The 20,957-nt window shown below is 69.5% G+C and carries 19 protein-coding genes and 1 pseudogene; 8 read left to right on the top strand and 12 right to left on the bottom strand.

Features of this window, described 5'->3' with window-relative positions; all coding sequences use genetic code 11:
• Nucleotides 1-5 precede the first annotated feature (5 nt).
• From J7I98_RS20725 to J7I98_RS20715, 3 genes are all read right to left on the bottom strand, one after another.
• Nucleotides 6-1,037, bottom strand: coding sequence for a lytic polysaccharide monooxygenase (locus tag J7I98_RS20725; protein ID WP_214922409.1), 1,032 nt, complete (start codon nucleotides 1,035-1,037; stop codon nucleotides 6-8).
• Nucleotides 1,038-1,283: 246 nt separating this feature from the next.
• The gene (locus J7I98_RS20720; RefSeq protein WP_214922407.1) at nucleotides 1,284-1,730 is read right to left on the bottom strand and encodes a subtilase-type protease inhibitor; all 447 of its coding nucleotides are present in this window, start codon (nucleotides 1,728-1,730) and stop codon (nucleotides 1,284-1,286) included.
• A 302-nt stretch (nucleotides 1,731-2,032) separates the two neighbouring features.
• Complete coding sequence (locus tag J7I98_RS20715; protein WP_214922405.1) at nucleotides 2,033-2,740, bottom strand: response regulator; 708 nt, start codon at nucleotides 2,738-2,740, stop codon at nucleotides 2,033-2,035.
• Between the two features lie 143 nt (nucleotides 2,741-2,883).
• On the opposite strand from J7I98_RS20715, the gene J7I98_RS20710 reads away from it, so the two are divergent.
• The 6 genes and pseudogenes from J7I98_RS20710 to J7I98_RS20685 all read left to right on the top strand — a co-directional run bounded on the left by J7I98_RS20710 (nucleotide 2,884) and on the right by J7I98_RS20685 (nucleotide 7,921).
• Nucleotides 2,884-3,867, top strand: a complete 984-nt coding sequence (locus J7I98_RS20710; RefSeq protein ID WP_214922403.1) for a tripartite tricarboxylate transporter substrate binding protein — start codon at nucleotides 2,884-2,886, stop codon at nucleotides 3,865-3,867.
• Nucleotides 3,864-4,391, top strand: coding sequence for a tripartite tricarboxylate transporter TctB family protein (locus tag J7I98_RS20705; RefSeq protein WP_214922402.1), 528 nt, complete (start codon nucleotides 3,864-3,866; stop codon nucleotides 4,389-4,391). Before J7I98_RS20710 ends, J7I98_RS20705 begins: the two co-directional genes overlap by 4 nt.
• 3 nt (nucleotides 4,392-4,394) lie before the next feature.
• Nucleotides 4,395-5,894, top strand: a complete 1,500-nt coding sequence (locus J7I98_RS20700) for a tripartite tricarboxylate transporter permease (protein ID WP_214922400.1) — start codon at nucleotides 4,395-4,397, stop codon at nucleotides 5,892-5,894.
• Between the two features lie 24 nt (nucleotides 5,895-5,918).
• A pseudogene (locus J7I98_RS20695) lies at nucleotides 5,919-6,074 on the top strand (GNAT family N-acetyltransferase); the annotation flags it as partial.
• A 54-nt stretch (nucleotides 6,075-6,128) separates the two neighbouring features.
• On the top strand, nucleotides 6,129-7,235 hold the full coding sequence (locus J7I98_RS20690) for a methyltransferase domain-containing protein (RefSeq protein WP_214922541.1): 1,107 nt from the start codon (nucleotides 6,129-6,131) through the stop codon (nucleotides 7,233-7,235).
• A gap of 65 nt (nucleotides 7,236-7,300) precedes the next feature.
• Entirely contained in the window at nucleotides 7,301-7,921 is a 621-nt protein-coding gene (locus J7I98_RS20685; RefSeq protein WP_214922398.1) for a hypothetical protein, read from the top strand.
• Between the two features lie 28 nt (nucleotides 7,922-7,949).
• Here the strand turns inward: J7I98_RS20685 and J7I98_RS20680 are convergent, their stop codons facing one another.
• Nucleotides 7,950-8,435 carry a DUF402 domain-containing protein gene (locus J7I98_RS20680; protein WP_214922396.1) on the bottom strand — a complete coding sequence of 162 codons (486 nt, stop codon included), beginning with the start codon at nucleotides 8,433-8,435 and terminating at the stop codon, nucleotides 7,950-7,952.
• A complete protein-coding gene (locus J7I98_RS20675) occupies nucleotides 8,416-9,336 on the bottom strand; it encodes a GNAT family N-acetyltransferase (RefSeq protein ID WP_214922393.1) in 921 nt (306 codons plus the stop codon). The genes J7I98_RS20680 and J7I98_RS20675 overlap by 20 nt, the downstream gene beginning before the upstream one ends.
• A gap of 70 nt (nucleotides 9,337-9,406) precedes the next feature.
• On the opposite strand from J7I98_RS20675, the gene J7I98_RS20670 reads away from it, so the two are divergent.
• Complete coding sequence (locus tag J7I98_RS20670; protein ID WP_214922391.1) at nucleotides 9,407-9,781, top strand: GntR family transcriptional regulator; 375 nt, start codon at nucleotides 9,407-9,409, stop codon at nucleotides 9,779-9,781.
• Between the two features lie 43 nt (nucleotides 9,782-9,824).
• Here the strand turns inward: J7I98_RS20670 and J7I98_RS20665 are convergent, their stop codons facing one another.
• On the bottom strand, nucleotides 9,825-10,919 hold the full coding sequence (locus J7I98_RS20665; RefSeq protein WP_214922389.1) for a DUF5925 domain-containing protein: 1,095 nt from the start codon (nucleotides 10,917-10,919) through the stop codon (nucleotides 9,825-9,827).
• Between the two features lie 139 nt (nucleotides 10,920-11,058).
• On the opposite strand from J7I98_RS20665, the gene J7I98_RS20660 reads away from it, so the two are divergent.
• Nucleotides 11,059-12,489 (top strand): xylan 1,4-beta-xylosidase, encoded by a 1,431-nt coding sequence (locus J7I98_RS20660; RefSeq protein WP_214922387.1) that lies wholly within the window; start codon nucleotides 11,059-11,061, stop codon nucleotides 12,487-12,489.
• 18 nt (nucleotides 12,490-12,507) lie between these two features.
• Here J7I98_RS20660 and J7I98_RS20655 read toward each other — a convergent pair whose 3' ends face one another.
• The 6 genes from J7I98_RS20655 to J7I98_RS20630 all read right to left on the bottom strand — a co-directional run bounded on the left by J7I98_RS20655 (nucleotide 12,508) and on the right by J7I98_RS20630 (nucleotide 20,914).
• Nucleotides 12,508-16,392, bottom strand: coding sequence for a lipopolysaccharide biosynthesis protein (locus J7I98_RS20655; RefSeq protein WP_214922385.1), 3,885 nt, complete (start codon nucleotides 16,390-16,392; stop codon nucleotides 12,508-12,510).
• Nucleotides 16,385-17,182 (bottom strand): polysaccharide deacetylase family protein, encoded by a 798-nt coding sequence (locus J7I98_RS20650; RefSeq protein ID WP_214922383.1) that lies wholly within the window; start codon nucleotides 17,180-17,182, stop codon nucleotides 16,385-16,387. The genes J7I98_RS20655 and J7I98_RS20650 overlap by 8 nt, the downstream gene beginning before the upstream one ends.
• Complete coding sequence (locus J7I98_RS20645; RefSeq protein WP_214922539.1) at nucleotides 17,179-18,189, bottom strand: glycosyltransferase family 2 protein; 1,011 nt, start codon at nucleotides 18,187-18,189, stop codon at nucleotides 17,179-17,181. The genes J7I98_RS20650 and J7I98_RS20645 overlap by 4 nt, the downstream gene beginning before the upstream one ends.
• Before the next feature lie 41 nt (nucleotides 18,190-18,230).
• Nucleotides 18,231-19,058: a glycosyltransferase family 2 protein gene (locus J7I98_RS20640; RefSeq protein ID WP_214922380.1), complete on the bottom strand. Its 828-nt coding sequence runs from the start codon at nucleotides 19,056-19,058 to the stop codon at nucleotides 18,231-18,233.
• 355 nt (nucleotides 19,059-19,413) lie between these two features.
• Nucleotides 19,414-20,517, bottom strand: a complete 1,104-nt coding sequence (locus tag J7I98_RS20635; protein ID WP_214922378.1) for a GNAT family N-acetyltransferase — start codon at nucleotides 20,515-20,517, stop codon at nucleotides 19,414-19,416.
• Nucleotide 20,518: 1 nt separating this feature from the next.
• Nucleotides 20,519-20,914 (bottom strand): hypothetical protein, encoded by a 396-nt coding sequence (locus J7I98_RS20630; RefSeq protein WP_214922376.1) that lies wholly within the window; start codon nucleotides 20,912-20,914, stop codon nucleotides 20,519-20,521.
• Nucleotides 20,915-20,957 lie beyond the last annotated feature (43 nt).

Here is a 20,957-nt window from a genome sequence, read left to right as displayed (position 1 = left end):
CTGAGTCAGCGGCGGGCGGTGGCCTTGCGGCGGACTGAGCCGAACATCACTGCGGCGCCGACGGCGAGCGCGGCAGCACCACCGATCGCGATGTACGGGGTGGTGCTGTCGCCGCCGGTCTCGGCCAGGTTCTCGCCGTCGGCGGGATTGGCAGCGGCGGCGGCGGACGGCTGTGCGGCGCTGTTCGCCGCCGGCGCGTTGGCTGCGGGTTCCTCGGCGGTCGGTGTGGCGTCGGCTCCGGTCTTGTGGTCGTCGTCGCCATGGCCGTTGTGCTCGACGGTGGACTTGTCGGCGCCGTCCGCGACGTCCTGCTCGGTGGGGGCGGACGCGGTCGGCGCCGGGGCGGTGCCCGGGCCCGCGTTGTCCTTGCCGAAGACCACGTCGGAGCAGGTGTAGAAGGCCTCGGGGCTGTCCGAGCGCTGCCAGATGCTGTAGACGAGGTGACGGCCCGACTTCGCCGGGATCGTCCCGTCGAAGACGTAGTCGCCGTTCTCCATCCTCGGGTCCGTGACCTTGGCGAAGGGCTTCTCCTCCAGGTCGGACCACTTCAGCGGCTTGGCCGGGTCGTAGCCGTCCTTGGTGATGTACAGCTCGAAGGAGCCCTTGTGCGGGGCGGTGCCCTTGTAACGGAAGGTGTGCTTGCCCGCGGCCAGCTTGCTGGACGGCCAGTCGGCGCGCGGAAGATCCAGGCCCTTGTACTTGTCGTTGCCCGCGCTGCACAGCTTGCCGTCGGGGATCAACTGCTTGTGCTTCCCGGCGGCGTTGGCGATGTTGACCTCGTTCCAGTCGTAGAACGCCTGCGCACCGCTCGCCGCGACCGCCGCCTTGCACGCCGCCGAATCGGGGCTCTCCGGACCCTCCGCGTAACACGCTGACACCCGGGACACCGGGTCCGTCATCGATCCGTGGGCAGAAGCCGGGCCGACGGCCAGGGCCGTCAGCGCGAGCGGAGCGATGCTGAGGGCGGCGATTCCGGCTGTCGTGCGCCATTGGGGTATCCCCTGCTCGAACAGGGTTGAGAGCTTGGGGAAAGTCATCGGGACGTTCTCCTTCAGTGGGGACATGCGGGGGGTCACCGGGGCGGGGATCAAGTCCGGCGGCGCAGCCCCCCGAAAATCAGCGGCACCGTCGGACTGAAACCCCGCCCCGGCGATCAGCACGCTAGCCCCAGGAATCGGCGAAAACCCCTGCTGAGGCTGGGTGATGGCGATCTTTATGGTCCTCTTAAGGGGGCGCTAAGAGGGGGCTCAGGATCGCCATCACCCGGCGTGCTCCTGCAAGCCTCAGAAGGCGAAGACCGTTCCTTCGGACAGAACGCCCTGCATTTCGCACGCGTTGCCGAAGGTGGTCGACCAGGTGACCCGCTTGCCCTGCCACACCCCGTCGGCCGTAACCACGACGGGGTCGTACTGGCGCGTGCAGCTCTGCTGTGAGGGCGCTGCCGTCAGCCGGGTGAACTCACCTTCGACGGAGCGCAGTTCCTTGCACGCGGACGCGGGGGAGGGGTGGGTGCCGGAGGGGCGGGGGGCGCAGTTCAGAGTGACGGCGCGGTCGACGGTGGCCGTGGCGGCGTCCATGCCCTCGCCCATGGTGAGTACGAGGGCCGACGGGGCGTACAGGCTGGTCGGCTGGGCGGGCTGGGCGTGTGCGACGCCCATGGTCGCCATTCCGGTCAGAGCGAGGGCGGTTGCCGTCGCGGCTGCGCCGACTCGGCTGCGGGTGGAACGCATGAGTGAATCCCTTTCGTTCGCGGGTGCGATTGCGGTCGGGAGTCTTGCGTAAGCGGACAGTGAGTGCACATCGATCACCTCTTTCCGGCCTCGCGTGGCCGATCGAGGGGGACCGAATGGTCGTTCGGGCAGTTCGGGGTGGGTGTGGAGGTAGCGTGAAGGGGCGTCCAGCATATGGACACACCTCGGTGGTCCAATCGAAAACTACCTTCTGACCTGCGCATATGTTCGCGTGGCCTTTTTTGCGGAATGGCTGCTTCGGCTGGAAAGTGTTGCTCGACGGGCGTGTGATGCGCCGTTCGCTAGCCGATCCACCGGTAGCGGCGCTCCGGCCGCCCCGTCCCGCCGTACCGCAGCGTCACCTCGGCACGGCCCGTATCCGCGAAGAATTCGAGATAGCGGCGCGCGCTGACGCGTGACAGCGATCCGCCCTCCGCGCACTCGGTGGCCGACAGGCCCGCCGGGTGCTCGCGCAAAGTGCGCTCCACCAGTTCCGCGGTGTGCGCCGCGAGGCCCTTCGGCAGCTCGCGCGAGCCCGGCGGGCGGGTGCCGAAGAAGTGGTCGACGTCCTCCTGGCGGGCCTCGCCCAGCTCGGCCAGTTGGTCGAAGCGGGTACGCATCGACGCGACGTGCCGCAACTGATCCTGAAGGGCGGCTTGGTTGAAGGGCTTGATCAGGTAGTGCAGGGCGCCCGCTCGCATCGCCGCCCGGATGATCTCCGCATCCCGGGCTGCCGTGATGAACAGGACGTCCACCGTGTGCCGGGCGGTCCCGGTGGCAGCCTCTCGCTCCTCAGCCGCGCGCAGCTCGCGCAGCACGCCGATCCCGTCCATGTCGGGGAGATATACGTCGAGCAGGACCAGATCGGGACGAAGCTGCTCCGCCGCGCGCAGCGCTTCCGCGCCGCTGTGCGCCACTCCGACGACCGTAAAACCGTCCATCGCGGACACGCAGCGACTGTGCAGTTTCGCGACCATGAAGTCGTCGTCCACCACCAGCACCTTGGTCACCGCGCCAGGCTAGGTCTCGACCACAACGACCACAACGTCCGTTGATTGCGGAAGAGAGACAGCTTGTTAACGCGCAGGCAACATGTGGGCCACTTCACAAATTTCCGTGAATTCCCAGTTCAAACGGACAGGTGGTGGCCCAGGTGCGCATGCGCACTCCCCTCGCCCTGCTCGGGGCGGCACTGCTCGTACTGGTGGGGCCGCCGCTGCTCACGACAGGCAGCGGCGCCGACACCGGCACGCAGATCCCCGGCCTGCGCTTCATGGTTCCCAATACCCCCGGCGGCGGTTACGACATCACGGCCCGCACGGCGGCCAAGGACGCCGAGGACGCCGGACTCACCCACAACGTCGAGGTCTTCAACCTGCCGGGCGCTGGCGGCACCGTCGGCCTCACCCGGCTCGTCGGCGAACACGGCAACGGAAAACTCGCCATGTCGATGGGCCTCGGCGTCGTCGGCGCCGTACACACCAACAAGTCGCCCAAGACACTTGGCGACACGACACCGATCGCCCGGCTCACCGAAGAGCAGGACATCGTCGTCGTCGCCAAGGACTCCCCGTACAAGACGCTGGACGACCTGGTCGCGGCCTGGAAGAAGAACCCCGCCAAGCTCCCCGTCGGCGGCGGCTCCTCACCCGGCGGGCCCGACCACCTCGCCCCGATGCTGATGGCCAAGGCCGCCGGTATCGAGCCAAAATCCGTCAACTACATCCCCTTCGACGGCGGCGGCGAGCTGCTCGCCTCCATCCTCGGCAACAAGGTCGCCTTCGGCGTCTCGGGCGTCGGCGAATACCTCGACCAGATCAAGTCGGGCGAGCTGAGACTGCTCGCCGTCACCGGGCCCGAGCGCGTCGAGGGCCTCGACGCCCCCACCCTGCGCGAGTCGGGACTCGACACGGACTTCACCAACTGGCGCGGCATCGTCGCCCCGCCCGGTCTCACCGACGCCGAGCGCGACAAGCTCGTCGCGCTGATCGAGAAGCTGCACGAATCGCCCCAGTGGCAGGCGTCGATGAAGAAGAACGGCTGGGACGACGCGTTCCTGACGGGCGACAAATTCGGCGACTTCCTGGGCGCACAGGACAAGCGCGTCGACTCGGTGCTGAAGGAGCTCGGGCTGTGACCACCGAAACCCAAATCCCCGTGCGCGCACCCCGTTCATGGCTGCGCGAGCACTCCGAAATCGGCGTCAGCGCCCTGCTGTTGCTGCTCGGCGCCCTTGTCCTCACCGACGCCCTCACCATGGACGTCGACATCACCCAGCGCGGCCCCGTCGGCCCCAAGACCGTCCCCGTCGTCGTCGGCATCGCCCTCCTGCTCGTCGCCGTACTCCTCGCCGTCGACGTACTGCGCGGCGGCCGAGGCGAAGCCGAAGGCGGTGAGGACATCGACCTGAGCGAGCCGAGCGACTGGCGTACGGTGCTGCTCCTCGCCGGCGTCTTCCTCGGCAACGCCGTCCTCATCGGCCCTCTCGGCTTCCCCGTCTCCGGCGCACTGCTCTTCTGGGGCTCGGCATACGCCCTCGGCAGCCGCCACTACGACCGCGACCCGCTCATCGCGGCCGGCCTCTCCCTCGTCACGTACTTCGTCTTCAACAACCTGCTCGGAGTCCCGCTCCCCGGTGGCCCCCTGATGGAGGTGCTCTGAGTCATGGACTCCCTCAACTCCCTGGTCGACGGCTTCGGTACGGCCCTCACCCCGATCAACCTGCTCTGGGCCGCGATAGGCGTACTGCTCGGCACAGCCATCGGTGTACTGCCCGGCATCGGCCCGGCGATGGCCGTCGCCCTGCTCCTCCCGGTCACGTACGGCCTCGAGCCGACCGGCGCGTTCATCATGTTCGCGGGCATCTACTACGGCGCGATGTTCGGCGGCTCCACCACCTCGATCCTGCTCAACACACCGGGTGAGAGCGCGGCCGTCGTGGCGGCCATCGAAGGCAACCCGATGGCGAAGGCGGGCCGCGGCGCGCAAGCCCTGGCAGCCGCCGCCATCGGCCACTTCGCGGGCGGCATGATCGGCACGATCCTGCTGGTGGCCCTCGCCCCGACCGTCGCATCCCTGGCCGTGGACATCGGCGCGCCCGACTACTTCGCCATCATGGTGCTGGCCTTCATCGCCGTGACGTCCGTACTCGGCTCGTCCCGCATCCGCGGCGCCGCCTCCCTCCTCATCGGCCTCACCATCGGCCTGGTCGGCCTGGACCAGATGACCGGCCAGCAGCGCCTCACCTTCGGCTCCCTCCAACTCGCCGACGGCATCGACGTGGTGATCGTCGCGGTCGGGCTTTTCGCCATCGGCGAGGCGCTGTGGGTGGCCGCGCACCTGCGGCGTGCGGTGGCCGAGCCCATTCCCGTCGGCCGCCCCTGGCTCGGCAAGGCCGACGTCAAGCGCACCTGGAAGTCCTGGCTGCGCGGACCCGTCATCGGCTTCCCGTTCGGCGCGATCCCGGCCGGCGGCGCGGAGATCCCGACGTTCCTCTCGTACGTCACGGAGAAGCGGCTCTCCAAGCACAAGGAGGAGTTCGGCAAGGGCGCCATCGAAGGCGTGGCGGGCCCGGAATCGGCGGCCTCGGCCTCCGCTGCGGGCACCCTCGTCTCGATGCTGACCCTGGGCCTGCCGACGACGGCCGTCGCCGCCGTCATGCTGGCCGCCTTCCAGCAGTACGGAATCCAGCCGGGCCCGCTCCTCTTCGAGCGTGAACCCGACCTGGTGTGGGGCCTGATCGCTTCGCTCTTCGTCGGCATGGTGCTGCTGCTCCTGCTCAATCTGCCGCTGGCCCCGGTCTGGGCGAAGCTGCTGCGGATCCCGCGTCCGTACCTCTACGCCGGCATCCTCTTCTTCGCCGCGGTCGGCGCGTACGCGGTGGGCGGCGAGGCGCTGGACCTGGTGATCCTGCTGGTCATCGGCCTGATCGGGTTCGGTATGCGGCGCTACGGGCTGCCGGTGCTGCCCGCGGTGATCGGCGTGATCCTCGGCCCGGCCGCCGAACAGCAACTGCGGCGCGCGCTCCAGATCAGCGACGGGAGCGCGACAGGTCTGTTCAACACCCCCTTCTCGGTGACGGTTTACGCGGTGATCGTGATTCTGCTGGCCTGGCCGTGGCTGAAGAGGCTGGTGATGCGCCGCCGCCGTAATGTGACGGCATGAGCGACGACATCCTCCCCCTACGCCCTGCGGGCGTGGGGGGACCCCCACGCCACGGCCGCTGACGTACCGAGGGTGAAGGCCGTTACCGATACGGCCTACCACCACTACATCGAACGGATCGGCGTCGTGCCGGTCCCGATGGAAGCGGGCCATGAGGCGAACGTCGCGGCGGGGCGGGTCTCCGGAGCCTGATTGTCAGTGGCGGATGCCACGATCGGACACATGACTGGGCACATGACTGGACACCCGACGACGATCGACTGGGACGCCACAGCGGACTCCTTCGACCAGGAACCCGACCACGGACTGCTCGATCCCGCCGTGCGCGACGCATGGGCGGCGAGGATGCGGACGTGGCTGCCGCAGGACAGAGCGGTCGAGGTGCTCGACCTCGGCTGCGGCACGGGCAGCCTCTCCCTGCTCGCCGCCGAACAGGGACACCGGGTGACCGGCGTCGACCGCTCGCCCCGGATGGTGGACCTGGCCAGGATCAAGCTGGCTGATGCGGATGCGGAGGTTCTCGTCGGGGACGCCTTTCAACCACCGGTCGGGGAGCGGAAGTTCGACGTGGTGATGGCCCGCCACGTGCTGTGGCTGCTGCCCGACACGGCCGCCGCTCTGCGCCACTGGTGTTCGCTGCTGAAGCCCGGCGGGCGGCTGCTGCTGGTCGAGGGCGTCTGGGGCGACGCAGGCATCCCGGCAGGCGAGGTGACCGAATCACTCGCCCCGCTCACCTCGTACGTCCAGTACGAACGGCTCTCCGCCGACCCGACCCTGTGGGGCCGCAGCGTCGACGACGAGCGTTACGCGGTGGTGGCCCGGCCGGCGCTGCCCGCACGCCACGCCGAGGTGGTCGACGTGCACCTGATCCTCCGGCGGGGCGACGAGGCGCTGCTCGCCCGCCGGGCCGGTACGGGCTATGCGGACGGCCTGCTGAACGGGCCTTCGGGGCACGTCGAGGACGGCGAGGACGTCGTCGCGGCAATGATCCGCGAGGCGGCGGAGGAAATCGGCATCGCGCTGACCCCCGACGACCTGCGCGTGGCTCTGGTCATGCAGCACCGCGGTCCCGGCGGTGATCCGAGGACGGGCTGGTTCTTCGAGGCGGAGTACGGCGCGGGCGGCGAGCCGTACAACCGGGAACCGGACAAGTGCTCCGAGCTCGCCTGGCACCCCTTGGCCGACCTCCCCACCGACATGGTCGCCTATTGCCGTGCGGGCCTCGACGCGTATCGGGCCAGTGAGCGTTTTGTCATTCACTGGCACGAGGACGGAGATCGCATCGCCTACGACGCACAGGGGGAGCGGCGCGGAGTCAGTCTTCGGGTGACGGGCGCATGAAGGGCACACGGGCCTGAGGACGTGCGTGCGTACGTATGCATGTGCGGGTGTCGCAGAATGTGCGTATGACTCGTGTCTCTCGTGTGCTCGCCGTTCTGCTGCTTCCGCTCGCGCTCTGTGCCTGCGGTACGGAGAAGGCGGACACAGCAGGCCCACCGTCGGCCGAACTCAAGGCGCGCGCAGGGGAGTCGGCGATGGAGCTGATCTATGTGACCGAAGCGCCGGGGTACGAGCTGGCCAAGCAGTCTGTCGGCGTCATCGGCAACGACGGCTTCTCGGCCTCGTACTTCTCCGCCGGTACGGGCGGACAGATGCAGCTGTCGGTCGACCGCGGGAAGCTGGACGAGGCGAACTGCGCGAAGCGGTCGGTGGAGTCCTCCGGGGCCGACGACCCTGTCGAGTGCGAGCGCGACGGCGACCTCTGGTACCGCGCCGCGGCCGCCACGCATGAGTACGCGCGGGCACACGAGGGGCATGTGGTGCGGATCAGCGCCGATGCGAAGCTCGTGGACCGCGCGACTTTGCGGAGTGCAGCTGAGAAGGCTCACCGCGCCGACAACGAGGAGCTGGACGAGGTGCTCCCCGCGGCCGGTGAGGGTGCCGGCGCGGACGAGATGCCCGAGCGCGGTGACCTGCCCCCGGTGGGGGACGGGGCTCTCAACAACGATGTGGGGGCCAGCGGCTGAGCCCAGCGACTGAGTTCAGTGGTTGAGTTCAGCCGCTGAGCAGCTCGGCGAAGCCTTGGCTGTGGGCCCGGAGTTCGAGGGCGTCGAGTGCCTGGAGGGCCTCGGCCGCGGCCTCCGGGTCGCGGTCCGCCAGGCCGCTCTCCTCGAACTCGTCCTCGTCCAGCCGCAGAACGGTGGAGCCGTCGGCCGACATCCACAGGTCGAGGTCCAGGTCCTCGACCTCGACCCGGCCTTCGAGGACGACAGCGGGGCGCGTCACGTCGCAGTACCAGCCCTTGAGAGTGCCGTTGCCCGACCTGACTTCCTTCACGGCGTACCACCGGTCCCGCCAGTAGTGCTCCGTGAATACGTCGCCGGGCTCGAACCGTACGAAGCCGAAGTCCCGCACCCCCGGTGCCGCCCACGGCGCGCGCACCACGAGGTGCGTGCCGTCGTCGGAGACCAGGGCCGCCGGGTAGCGGATCTTCGTACGGCCGGCCTTGACGAGGGCGACCTCAACCGAGCTTGCGGACATGACGTACCTCCGTTGCACAGATTTCGTAGCCGAACCACTTGTTGACCGCCAGCATCGGACCGTTGTCCGCGTCGTTGCTGGTGAACGCCTCGGCGTAGCCGGCGGCGCGGGCGCGGTGCAGGGAGTCGGTCTTGGCGAGCTTGGCGAAGCCCCGGCCCCGGAAGGCGCGCAGGGTGCCGGTCATGCCGGACGCGTAGCGGGTGAGACCGTCCGTCTGGGCGGCGGTGAACGCCGCCACCTGACCGTCCACCATCACGACGGTGGAGAGGCCGCGGTCGAGCAGCGGATGGTTCCAGGTGTGGTTGATCCAGTCCTCGTAGTCCGAGAAGTCCACGCTGATGTCGCCGGGCTCGTCGGAAGTCGTTTCCGCGTCGGCCTCGAACATCGGCCTCGGGTCGTCCAGGAAGTCCGCGGCGGTGCGGAGTTCGACACCGGCGGGCAGCTCCTGGAGCTCGGGGAGCGGTCCGTTCGCCAGGTCCAGGCGCTGGAAGTGGGCGGACCGGGTCGGCCGGTAGCCGCGCCTCTCGGCGAAGGTCCGGGACTCCGGGGTGTCCATCGCCCAGGAGTAGACCGTCGTGGCGCCCTCGGCCGCCAGATGCTCCTCGGCGGCGCGCAGCATCAGCGACCCCGCGCCCCGGCCGCGGCGGTCGGGGTGGACGTGCGGCGTGACGTACGACTGGCCGGGCTCGGTGCTGTCGTACGCGATTCCGGCGTACGCCGTGCCGATGACTTCGCCGTCCTCCTCCGCTATCAGCAGACGCATCTTCTTGTCCGGGTGCGCGGTTCGCAGCTCGAAGGCGACTTGCTCCGGGGTGGTCACCATGAAGGGCAGTGCGGCGCGGCGTACGCGTACCCAGACGTCCGTGTCCGAGGGCGTGAGGCCACGCACGATCATCGTCATGGAGCGGCACGTTACGCGCGCGACACGTTGCGGTGCCTCCCATTTTCCGGCGGTGAGGGACAATCGGGCCGTGACTTTGAAGATCGCCATTGACGTGGACGCCGGTGTCGCTCCGTACGAGCAACTGCGCGCCCAGATCTCGGAGCAGGCCCGCGCCGGTGCGCTGCCGGTGGGCTACAAGCTCCCGACCGTACGCGGCCTCGCGGAGGACCTCGGTCTTGCCGCGAACACCGTTGCCAAGGCGTACCGCGCGCTGGAGGGCGACGGGGTGATCGAGACGCGGGGGCGCAACGGGACGTTCATCGCCGCGGTGGGGGACGCGGCGGACCGGGAAGCGGCGGCTGCGGCACGGGTGTACGCGGAGCGGGCGCAGCGGCTGGGGCTGAGCAGGGCGGAGGCGCTGGCCGCGGTGCAGGATGCGGTGCGGGCGGTGTATGCGGGGTAGGGGGCGGGTGCAGTGCTGGTTACAGGTACAGGCCCGCGTCCGATTACAGGTACAGCCCCGCGTCCGAGCCGTCGTTCTGGGGCGGGACCGATGCCGGGCCCGTGCCGCGGCGCAGCGCGTAGAGCTCTGCCAGCGTCGCGCCCTCTCGGCCGATGCCCTCCTCCGTGCCCAGCCAGCGCACCGACTCCTCGCGGGTCAGCGAGCCGACCTCGATACGGGCCATGCAGCGCCCCGGCCGCACCACAGCGGGGTGCAGGCGCTCCAGGTCTTCGTTGGTGGTGACTCCCACCAGGACATTGCGGCCCTGGCCCAGCAGCCCGTCCGTGAGGTTCAGGAGGCGTGAAAGGGCCTGGCCCGCCGTGTGCTTGGCCTCGCCCCGGATCAGCTCGTCGCAGTCCTCCAGCAGGAGCAGCCGCCAGCGGCCCTTCGCCGATCCTTCGTCCTCGCCGATCGCGATGTCCATCAGGTAGCCGACGTCGTTGAAGAGCCGCTCCGGATCGAGCACGCAGTCGACCTGGCACCAGTCCCGCCACGAGCGGGCCAGCGTGCGCAGCGCGGACGTCTTGCCCGTGCCGGGCGGGCCGTGCAACAGCAGCAGCCGGCCCGCGATGTCGTCCGGCGTGACCTTCATCAGGCGGTCCATCGCGTCGGCCACCGGCGCCGTGTAGTTGGACCGCACCTCCTCCCACGTACCGGCCGCGATCTGCCGGGTGGTGCGGTGCGGGCCGCGGCGCGGGGAGACGTACCAGAAGCCCATGGTGACGTTCTCGGGCTGCGGTTCGGGCTCGTCCTGGGCGCCGTCCGTGGCCTGCTTCAGGACCTTTTCGGCCAGGTCGGAGGTGACCGCGGTGACCGTCACGTCCGCGCCGCGGTTCCAGCGGGACACCAGCAGCGTCCAGCCCTCGCCCTCGGCCAGCGTCGCGCTGCGGTCGTCGTCGCGGGCGGCACGCAGCACCTTCGCCGACGGCGGCAGCAGCGTCGCGCCCGACTTGACGCGGTCGATCGACGAGGAGTGCGAGTACGGCTGCTCGCCCGTCGCGAAACGGCCGAGGAACAGCGCGTCGACGACATCCGACGGCGAGTCGCTGTCGTCGACGTTCAGCCGGATCGGCAGAGCGGCTTCAGGGTTCGCAGACATGGCGCCCATGATCCGGCACGGGGGCGCCGTATGCACCCAGGTTTCAACTTTCACCGGCACGCCGGCCCCCCGTGGCGTTACGTACCTGTTTCTGCGATGCCTGCCGTAATGCCAACCCCCGCCGATACCCTGACGGGTGATGGGACGTCATGGATGGACCTCGGGGGCAAAGCGGTGGCGGCTCACCGCACTGATCGGCGTGGGCCTGGCCGTAATCGCCCTCGTACTGACGATGTGCGCCACTCTTCCCACCGACGACACAGGCCGGGGCAGCGACGGCGGCACCACAGCCGAAGGCGACAAGGTGCACGGCACACCCGCACCCGTGCCCGCGAAGCCCAGGCCCGAACTGGGCTGGGGCTTCACGCATACGCAGTACAGCGCCGACGAGGGCACACCGGCGGCCCTGCGCAGAGCGGAGAGCACACTGTCCGCGCAGTCGGTGCCGCAGATCCAGCACATCATGGGGTGGGGCGCGGAGAACCCGGAGCCCTCGCCCGGCCGCTACCGGTTCGACGAACTGGACAGCCGCATCGACCTGATCCGCCGTACGGGCGGCACCCCCGTCATCACCCTGTGCTGCGCGCCCGACTGGATGAAGGGCGGCAAGGCCGGCTCGGACAACACCGACTGGAGCAAGAAGGCCCTGGAGACCGCGCCGAGCCCCGAGCACTACAAGGACTTCGCGAAGCTCGCCGCCACCGTCGCCAAGCGCTATCCGGACGTACGCCACTTCATCGTCTGGAACGAGTTCAAGGGCTTCTTCGACGACGGCCGCAAGCGCTGGAACCACGAGGGCTACACCCAGCTCTACAACCTGGTGTACGCCGAGCTGAAGAAGGTCAACAAGGCGAATCTCGTCGGCGGCCCCTACCTCGTCATGGACAGTTACGAGCCGCGCGACACGACCTATGCCTCCGACCTGAAGGGCCCCTGGGGCAGCGTCGACCAGCGGGTCCTCGACGCCTACAGCTACTGGGACGAGAACAAGAAGGGCGCGGACTTCGTCGTCGTCGACGGCGCGAGCTACACCCGCGACGACGAGCTGCTGCCCGACGAGTTCAAGGCGACCGACAAGCTCACCGCGGTGAGCAGGTGGATCCGCGACCGATCCGGCGGGCTGCCGCTCTGGTGGGCCGAGTACTACGTCGAGCCGGGCGACGACGATGACGACCGCGACGGCTGGAGCGAGCCGCACCGCACCGCCGTACACGCCTCGGCAATGATCGCGATGGTCCGCGGCGGGGCGAGCACCGGCTTCTACTGGAACCCGCAGAACAGGGGTGCCAAGTGCGCGGGCTGCCTGTGGCGCTCCACCGAACTCGACGACGGTGGCGGTCAGTTGCCCATGATGAAGCTGCTGGCGCGGTTCGCGAAGGAGTTCCCGCCGGGCACCCGGTACGACGCGAGCGTCCGGGTCGCCCCCGACGACGTACCGAATGTGCGCGTCCTCGCCGACGACAGGACCGTCCTCGTCGTGAACACCCTCGACCGCCCCATCAAGGCGAAGATCGACGGGAAGTCCTTCGACATGAAGAGCTACGAGGTGCGGTGGCTGGCGCGTTCCTGAGCGCCGTACGACACCACCTCACGACATCGTCAGGAACCGCTGCACCAGCGAAGCCAGCAGCACCGCCAGCAGCGGCAGCGAGAACCAGAACGTGCTCTGCAGCCACTGCAGCTGCCGCACACCCGGCGCCACCGCCACCCGTACGACCTCGCGCGCCGCGAGCAGCACGATCAGCGCCAGCGCGGCCAGCGCGCCCACGACCGACCACGGCGTCCAGGTGATCTTCGGCCCGACCGGTCCCGGATCCGGCTTCTCGACCGCGCCGTCCGGCTGCTCGCGCAGCGCGTACAACGACACGTCCTCGTTCGACAGGACCTTCTTGAGCTCCGGCCGTTTGTCGAGATTGGCGGTCAGCCGCTTCTCCCATGTGGCCGAATAGCCCGCGTCGAGCCGCAGATAGACCGACTGACTCCGGTTGATCATGAGATACGAGTTCGGGCCCGCGTCCTTGAGCGACTTCACCAGGCTCGCCACCAGCACCGGATCGACCGGCGCGAGCGTCGGTACGTAGTTGACCTTCTCCATGTCCCTGGCGCCCCAGGGGATTGCGGGCGTCACATTGTCCAGCGTGTCGTTGCTCATCCACAGCAGCCGTACCGACGGGTCGTCGTGCGCGTACACGAACTCCATCGCCGCGACCTCGCCGCCCCTGACCCGCTCGAAGGGCTCGTTGCCCCAGCGCGCGACGAGGAAGCCGCCGATGAGGAGCAGGCCCGTCATCAGCGCGGCCAGCGGCGCCAGGCTCTTGCGGTCCGCGTCCCGCTCGGCGGCGGTCGCCCCGGTGCGCGGGAAGAGCGCGAGCCCGGCCAGCAGCGCGGCGCCCGGCAGCGCGAACATGAAGACGCGCAGCGCCATTTCGCCGCCGTACGACTGCATGCCGAAGCCCAGGAACGGCACGAAGGCCAGCACCAGCAGAGACCGCTCGCTGTAACCGGCGAAGCGGCGCCGCCACCAGCCCCAGCACGCGAAGGCCATCACACCGCCGGCCATCGCGACACGGACGTACAGCACCAGTTTGTGCGTCGAGCTGCCGCCTTCGATACGGCCGGAGACGGACGACGTCACATTGCCGCCCACGCCGCCGACCCCGCCGAAGAGCTCGTCGAAGTGCCCCGACCAGTACGGCTCGGCGAAGAAGCCGATCCACACCGCGACCAGTACGGCGAACAGCATCGGCAGCCCGCGCAGCGTCGAGCGGCCCGCCATCACCAGGACCGCCAGGACCCCGAGCATCACGAACGGCGTGAGCTGGTGCGCGGGTACGGTCCCGGCGAAGAGACCGACCAGAACCAGCAGCAGCACTGCCTTCTCGCGCCGCCCGGCGGGCGTGACCTCGGCCTCGCCGGGACGCCGCTTGGTCCACAGCACCCGTGGCTCACGGAACCACACCAGCAGCACCGCGACGAAGGCGAGATACATGCCGTACGTGAAGCCCTGCGGCGAGAAGTAGTCCTGGCCGACCCAGCCGCTCAGTACGAAGATCCAGACGCCCGCCCACTTCGCCCGCCAGCTCGCCCGCATGGACCGCATCAGGAGGAACAGCGGCGGGAGGTAGAGGAGCTGCATGGCGAGTGGCCACCAGCGGATCACCGAGGACATGTCGGAGACACCGCACGCCTCGGCGACAAAGGTGGCCGCCGCGAAGAAGCCCGGCCAGCTCCAGCGCGCGTCGAGGTCGGGCACCGCCGAGCCGGTCCTGTCGATGTAGTCCATGAAGCCGAGGTGCTGCCAGGCCGTCGGGAACCGCGGCTCCGTCTCCAGTACGGCGGGCAGCGCGTGCAGCGACACCACTGTGGCCAGCAACGCCAGCGTCAGCAGTACGGTCCGTGGCCGGTCCAGCCACAGCAGCGAGGCGAAGGACAGCGCGAGCAGGCCGCCGCCGAGCAGTGTCGCCGTCGGAAGCACGGAGATCAGCCCGAGGCCGCCCATGCGGTCCAGGTCGGCCTCGCCGATGCCCCGCACCGGCAGCCAGTAGAGCGCCAGCGCGGCCAGGAGCAGCAGCCCGACGCCCAGTTCGGGGACGCGGAGGTGCAGGGCGCGGAACGGTGCGCGGCGCGGCGTGGGCGGGGGCGCAGCCTCAGGGGCCACAGGCGCCTCGGGCTCCTCGCCTGCCGAACGCTCCTCGCCCGTCGAATGCCCCTTGCCTCTCGGACGGGCCTCGCCGCTCTCGCTCGCGTCGGCCGACACCGCGGCCTCGGGTACGGAGGACCCGGAGCGGGGCGAAGAAATCGCCCGCGGCAGCGGCGACCTGAGCGCCCAGGTCGGCCGGTGATCGGTCTCCTCGCTCCCGGTCTCCGTTACGGGCGTACCCGCGGCCGGAGTCTCGGGCCCCGGCCGCACATCGGGCCTGCGCTCCGGGTGGTCGAAGTCCAGCCGCGCCCCCAGCGGCATGGTGGGCGGGTCGAGTGCGGAGCGCAGCGCCCAGCGTGTCCCGTACTCGCCCCCGGCCGGCCCCTTCTCCGTACGGCCACGGTCGCCGCGGTCCGCGTCGCCGAGGTCGCCGTCGACCGCCAGGTCGGCCAGGTCACCGTCCGGAGCCGCCGCGTCCGCACCCTTCGCACCGGCCGGCGGCGCGGACTTCACCACGCGGTACAGCTTGACGCCCGCTACCGCCGCGACGACGGCAAGGCTGGAGATCTCCGCGACGCCCGCGCCCGTAAGGCCCATGCGCGGGAGCAGCAACAGCGTCAGGCCGAGCACCAGCACGCACAACCCGCCCTGGAGATAGGCGAGTCCGGACGTACGGCTCTGGGCGCGCAGCACCGCGAAGTACACCTCGATGACGACGCGCAGCAGCGCGCCGACCGCGAACCAGCGCAGCAGCGGCGTCGCCGCGTTCGCGTACCCCTCGCCGAACACGCCCAGGATGTAGGGGGCGCCGAAGAACAGGACGGCCGCCACCGGCAGCATGATCCGCGCCATGCGGCGCAGGGCTGCCCGGCAGTTCTGCGCCAGGGTGCTCGGATCGTGCGCGCCCTCCACCGTGAGGGAGGCACCCATGTTGATGGCGAGCAGATTGACCGTGCCGCCGATGGTCGTGGTGATGTAGAAGTACGCGTTGTCCTCGGAGCTGACCTGCGCTGCGACGATCACAGGCACCGCGTAGACCACGGCCAGCGAAAACAGCGAACCGGTGTAGTCGCCGGCCAGGAAGCGGCCCATCTGCCGCAGCGTCGGCGGCTGCGCGCGCTCCTCGGTGGCCTTGACATGACGCGGCACCAGCCGCCGGAAGACCAGCCAGCCCAGCGGGATCACCGACATGGCGATCGCGGCTACCCACGAGACGAAGACGCCCGCCGTCGGGATCGACGTGGCGATCGCGACGAGCAGCACCAGCTTGACCGCCGAGAAGACGGTATTGCCCACCGGCACCCACAGCGCGCTGCGCAGACCGGTCAGCACCCCGTCCTGGAGCGTCAGCAACGACCAGGCGATGACGGCCAGTACGAAGCCGAGGCCGTTCAGCGGGCCGTGCAGAAAGCGGTACGAAGGACCCCACAGGTCCAGCGTGGCCAGGAAGATCACGGCGGCCACGGCGACCACCACGGAGCTGCCCGCGTACGTCCTGAGGACCAGCCGCCCCGTGCTGCGCCCCGCCACCGGGATGAAGCGCGCCAGCGCCCCGGTGAGCGTGAGCGCGGTCAGTCCGGCGAGGAGCTTCATCGCGGCGATGGCCGCGGAACCCTGGCCGACCGCGGCCTCCGAGTAGTACCGGGCGGCGGCCAGCCAGAAGCTCAGGCCGAGCAGCGCACTGATACCCGTATTGAGCATCAGCGCGTAGGCATTGCGGAAGAGCGGACTCCCACCGCCCCTTCCGGGCAGCCGTAAGCGGCGCCCGGACGGCTGCCCCGCCGTCGCCGGGCTTTCGGCGCTCTCGGCCTGGGCGGTGGTCGTGTCAGACACGGATTCTGCTTACCTTCCGGCCGGCCGCTCGGGCTCTGCGGACCATGGCGTACCCCTTGGTGAGGACCCGGTCCCTGGCGAAGTTACGGGCGATCGACCGGCCCTCCACCAGCCGCTCGAACTCCTCGATACCGGTACCGCGCTGTACGGTCACCCGCTCCAGGGCGTACGGCCCCTGGCACCGCTGGGCGAGCGCGTTCCCCACGGCGAGGGACTGCGCGAATCCGGCCTCGCGCACGGTCCGGCGCACGCGTCGGCTGGAGTAGCCGTACGGATAGGCGAAGGAGACAGGCCTGTCGCCCAGCTCCTCCGTGATGATCTCCCGGCAGCGCTTCGCCTCGAACAGCAGGTCCTGGTCCGGGAGTTGGTCCATCTGCGGATGGGTGTGGCTGTGGCCGCCGATCTCGGCGCCCGCAGCCGCGAGTTCCCGCACCTGGTCCCAGTCGAGCATGGTGTCGAGGGCGCCCCCGGTGTCGTACGGGCCGCGCAGCCAGCCCGTGGACACGAACAGGGTGGACGCGAAACCGTGCTTGGCGAGGGCCGGCAGGGCGTGCCGGTGCACGCCTTCGTAACCGTCGTCGAAGGTGATCAGCACCGGCCGCAGGGGCAGCGCCCGGCCGCCGCGCCAGGCCGCGCCGAGCTGCGCGGTGGTGAGCGGCGTGAACCCGCGCTCGTCCAGCAGTTCCAGCTGCTCGGCGAACGCCTCGGGAGACACCGAGAGGCGGTACGCGGCCTTCGCCGGGCGGTGCCCCACCGCGTGGTACATCAGGATCGGCACCGGTGTGCTCATCGCGTCTCACCTCGCGCATGCGGTTCCTGGAGGCCCGGGCGAGGCACCGAAAAGCCGCCCCCACCCCGACGCGCGCGGACGGTGCCGAGTACGTACCCGCCCGCCGCAACCGCCACCCCGGCCACAATGGCCCCGGCGCGGCCCGCCCCGCCCGGTCGGCCGAGCACGGCGTCACGCAGCCCGCGGGCCACACCCGTCGGCAGCACCCGCGTCGTATACCGGCGCTCGGACGCGAGCCCCTTGCCCGCACCCACACTTCGCGCCACGAGTGCCTTCGACAACCCCTCGGCGTAGGCCCGCGTACGGAAGTACCCGAAGCGCTCCCGGGCGGCCGGAACCTTGTGGTGGATGACCGCACGGTCGTCGATCAGCAGCACCGCGTCGGGCAGCGCCGTGGTGAGCCGGATGCACAGCTCCGTCTCCTCGCAGCCCAGCGGCCGCTTGTCGCCGTCCCTGCCGATGCCCGTGGCGAAGCCCCCCGCCGCGTCGAAGGCCGACTTGCGGAAGGAGGCGTTGCCGCCGAGGACATTGCGGACCCGCACCCGGCCGGGTGGCAGGCCCTTGTACGTACAGCCGACGACCCAGTCGAACTCCTCGGGGAACCAGTCCGGTCTGCGGCCGGATGCCCAGGCGGGCATGGTTCTTCCCCCGACGGCCATCACCCGGGGATCCTCGTAGCCCTCGGCGAAGTGCCGCAGCCAGTCGCGCTCGGCCACGGCGTCGTCGTCGAGGAAGGCGACAATGTCGCCGCGGGCTGCGGCGATACCGGTGTTGCGGCCCGCGGAGAGGCCGCGGGGGCCCGCGTTGGCGAGCACCCGCACCTCCTCGCCTGCGTCTTTGTACTCCTTGCCGAGCCGTTCGAGCAGCGCCGGATTGTGGTCGACGACCAGCAGCGTCTCGGCGGCGGGCCGTGACTGGTGACGCACCGAGTCGACCGCTGCGAGAATGTCGTCCCAGCGGTCCTCGGTGTAGACGCAGATCACCACCGAGATGTCCGGCCGGTTCAGGTCCGGCCGGTTGGCGTCCGGCTGGTTGATGTCCGGCTGGTTCAAGACACCGCTCCCCGGCCGTGCCGCTTCCCCCGCTCCTTGAGAATCACCCGCAGGACGCGCAGTCCGTCCCGTACGGCGCTGAGGTTGCTCATGCCGTGGATGCGGACGTACTCGTGGCTGGGAATCTCCTGGACCCGCAGGCCCGCCTTGACGACCCGGATGTTCATCAGGGTCTCGACCTCGAAGCCGGTGCAGTCCAGGTCGATCTTGTCCAGGCAGTGCCGCCAGAAGGCGTTGTAGCCGTAGCAGAGATCGGTGTAGCGGGCGCCGAACTTGGCGTTGACCACGGCGCACAGGACCCGGTTGCCGAGCTTGCGGACCGGCGTCATGTCGTCCGTGCCGCCGCCGTTGGCGAAGCGTGATCCCTTCGCGAAATCGGCCCCCGAGACGAGCGCCGAGACATAGCTGACGATCTCATTGCCGTCGGCCGAGCCGTCCGCGTCGACCATCACGATGATTTCGCCGGTGGCGGCGGCGAATCCACTGATCAGTGCGTCGCCCTTGCCTTTTCCGCGCTGCTTGACGACCTTGATTCCCGGCCAGAGATCGCGGGCCACCTGCACGGTGTCGTCGGTCGAATTCCCGTCGACCAGGATCACTTCGTGGATCCAGTCGGGAAGTGTCTTGAAGACGTACGGAAGGTTTTCCGCCTCATTCATGGCGGGGATCACCACGCTCACCGGCGGCGCAATGGCGAGGTGCGAAGAGATCCGCCGGTACTGACCGGGTATTCGGCCGACTCCCGCCCCTTGCGAATTGCCGTTCTGTGACGGCGCGATTAACGGATCTTGCCCCGATACCGCAGGGCGGAGTACTGAGCTCATGAGTCTTTTCCCTCTCCACCGGTGGACCGCCCGCCCCCGGGCGGTCCGGATGAGTTTCCGGTTCGAAAGGGGGGGTTCTCACCCGGCCCATGACGGCATGGAACTCCGTACTGGTCGGGTGAGCTGGCATAACTCTCCACGCGGCACGCGACTCGGCACAGCTGTGGTCACCGAGTACGGCACCCCCCTACCGCGCCCGCCCCGGACCCCATCGCGACGCTTGAGCCCTCCCCTAGAGCCGCTTTGCATGATGGACCGATGCGGGTGGATGTACGACGGTATTGATGATTGGGACTGTATGGCAAGACCTGGAACGTCGACTCGCTTTTTTGTGTCTTTGGCCTTACATCGACGATCACATACGGAACCGTCCCGATCGGATCTCTCCGATCCGTTTGAGCAACTTATCGGCGGGTTCGAACAGTTCAGGCCGTTCGACCACCGTATTGCGCAGCGCCCGGACCGGGGCACGCCGTGCCCATTGGCCCAGGGCGACCGGGTGACGGCGCATCACCCATCCCTCGGACACCATGATTTCCCGCGTCTTGAGGGAGTCCTTGTATTGTTTCTGGCCGCGGCCGAGATCGATGTACGCGGTGCCGTCGGCGGCGGCGGCCTCGGCGATCCGCAGGTGCATCAGCAAACCGGGCGAGAATTTCGCGAACGCCGGATCATAGGCCGGGAACCAGCAGCTGATGATCCTTTCCGTACGCGGACCGAAATGCGCGGCAATCGGCCGGCCGTCCGCGTAAAGAACCGAGAGCAGCCCGCTGAAGGATTCGGTGCGGGTGTGGAACAGGTGGTCGACGAGTCCGATGATCCAGGACTGTGTGAAGCGGTCGCTGCGCCCGGTCCTCCGGTACTGCGCGGACTTCCAGCGCATCAGCGTGCGCAGCGCCTCCGGGTCCCGCTCGTCGTGCACGTACGTCAGCTCGCCGACGGTGCGGATCAGCTTCCGCTCCTTGGCGAGGGTCGTCTTGAGGAACTTCGGCGAGTTCTTCCGCAGGTACGCGAGGTAGGCCTCGTACCCGTCCTGCGTGTCGATCACCGGCGACGCGAACGAACCGGTGGCGCCGGCCTCGAAAGGCCCCTGTCCCTGCGCCAAATGGTCGAATTCCCACACCGCGAGCCCGCAGGCCCGCAGCAGTTCCCGTGCGTCCCACTCGAAGCCGGGCCTGTGCACCAGGCCCTGACTGTCGGACACACCGAGACCGATGGCCCGGCCGACGCCGGTGGCGGATCTCTGGTGCGGGAAGAACGCGGCCGGCTCGCCGTCCTCGCGTACGACGGCGATCCGTACCCCGCGCCGGTACCGGCCGATGGCGAGCGCGAACTCGGGGGAGAGGAAAGGGTTCGCCAGCTCCGGCGAACCGTGCAGATGCGCCTTGGACTGCATCGCGGTCCAGGAGGCCCGGTCGGCGGCGCTGAGTTCACCGGGGCGGTGCACATGGATGTCCACGTCAGAGGGTCTGCCTTCTCGCCGTACGGCCGCCGGGGCGCCGTACCAGTGCCAGCAGGAAGAGGAGAGCGCTGAGCCCGGCGATCGCCGCCACGCCGCCCCGGACCGACCAGATGTGCGTGGCCAGCATCGCCTGGGCGACCAGCAGGTTCAGTGCTACTGCCCCTGCTGTCGACGCCACCAGACGGCCCAGCGGTTCCATGCCCCGAAGTCCTGCGGCCACGGCGGACGCCGGAGCCGCGATCAGGAAGAAGAGGGTGAACGGCGGCCGAAGCGGCGATGCCAGATCGGTGAGCGCCAGGACCGCGCCGACCGCCGATACGGCGAGCGCCGCGCCCGCGAGAACGGGCAGCGAATCCGTGACGGCTGCTGATGGCTTGTTACTGATGGTCTGCATTGGCGACTTTGCCCCCTGAAGCGCCGGATGCCGGGCTTCAATG

Source organism: Streptomyces sp. ISL-98 (assembly GCF_018614055.1).
In the GTDB taxonomy this organism is placed as follows: Bacteria; Actinomycetota; Actinomycetes; order Streptomycetales; family Streptomycetaceae; genus Streptomyces; species Streptomyces spiramyceticus.
This window is presented reverse-complemented; position numbering and strand designations above follow the sequence as displayed.

What these genes read in the sequence shown, in the direction of transcription:
- J7I98_RS20725 (WP_214922409.1), bottom strand. Translation starts at nt 1,037, where the DNA reads ATGACTTTCCCCAAGCTCTCAACCCTGTTCGAGCAGGGGATACCCCAA.
- J7I98_RS20720 (WP_214922407.1), bottom strand. Translation starts at nt 1,730, where the DNA reads ATGCGTTCCACCCGCAGCCGAGTCGGCGCAGCCGCGACGGCAACCGCC.
- J7I98_RS20700 (WP_214922400.1), top strand. Translation starts at nt 4,395, where the DNA reads ATGGACTCCCTCAACTCCCTGGTCGACGGCTTCGGTACGGCCCTCACC.
- J7I98_RS20690 (WP_214922541.1), top strand. Translation starts at nt 6,129, where the DNA reads ATGACTGGACACCCGACGACGATCGACTGGGACGCCACAGCGGACTCC.
- J7I98_RS20685 (WP_214922398.1), top strand. Translation starts at nt 7,301, where the DNA reads ATGACTCGTGTCTCTCGTGTGCTCGCCGTTCTGCTGCTTCCGCTCGCG.
- J7I98_RS20680 (WP_214922396.1), bottom strand. Translation starts at nt 8,435, where the DNA reads ATGTCCGCAAGCTCGGTTGAGGTCGCCCTCGTCAAGGCCGGCCGTACG.
- J7I98_RS20675 (WP_214922393.1), bottom strand. Translation starts at nt 9,336, where the DNA reads ATGACGATGATCGTGCGTGGCCTCACGCCCTCGGACACGGACGTCTGG.
- J7I98_RS20665 (WP_214922389.1), bottom strand. Translation starts at nt 10,919, where the DNA reads ATGTCTGCGAACCCTGAAGCCGCTCTGCCGATCCGGCTGAACGTCGAC.
- J7I98_RS20660 (WP_214922387.1), top strand. Translation starts at nt 11,059, where the DNA reads ATGGGACGTCATGGATGGACCTCGGGGGCAAAGCGGTGGCGGCTCACC.
- J7I98_RS20650 (WP_214922383.1), bottom strand. Translation starts at nt 17,182, where the DNA reads ATGAGCACACCGGTGCCGATCCTGATGTACCACGCGGTGGGGCACCGC.
- J7I98_RS20640 (WP_214922380.1), bottom strand. Translation starts at nt 19,058, where the DNA reads ATGAGCTCAGTACTCCGCCCTGCGGTATCGGGGCAAGATCCGTTAATC.
- J7I98_RS20630 (WP_214922376.1), bottom strand. Translation starts at nt 20,914, where the DNA reads ATGCAGACCATCAGTAACAAGCCATCAGCAGCCGTCACGGATTCGCTG.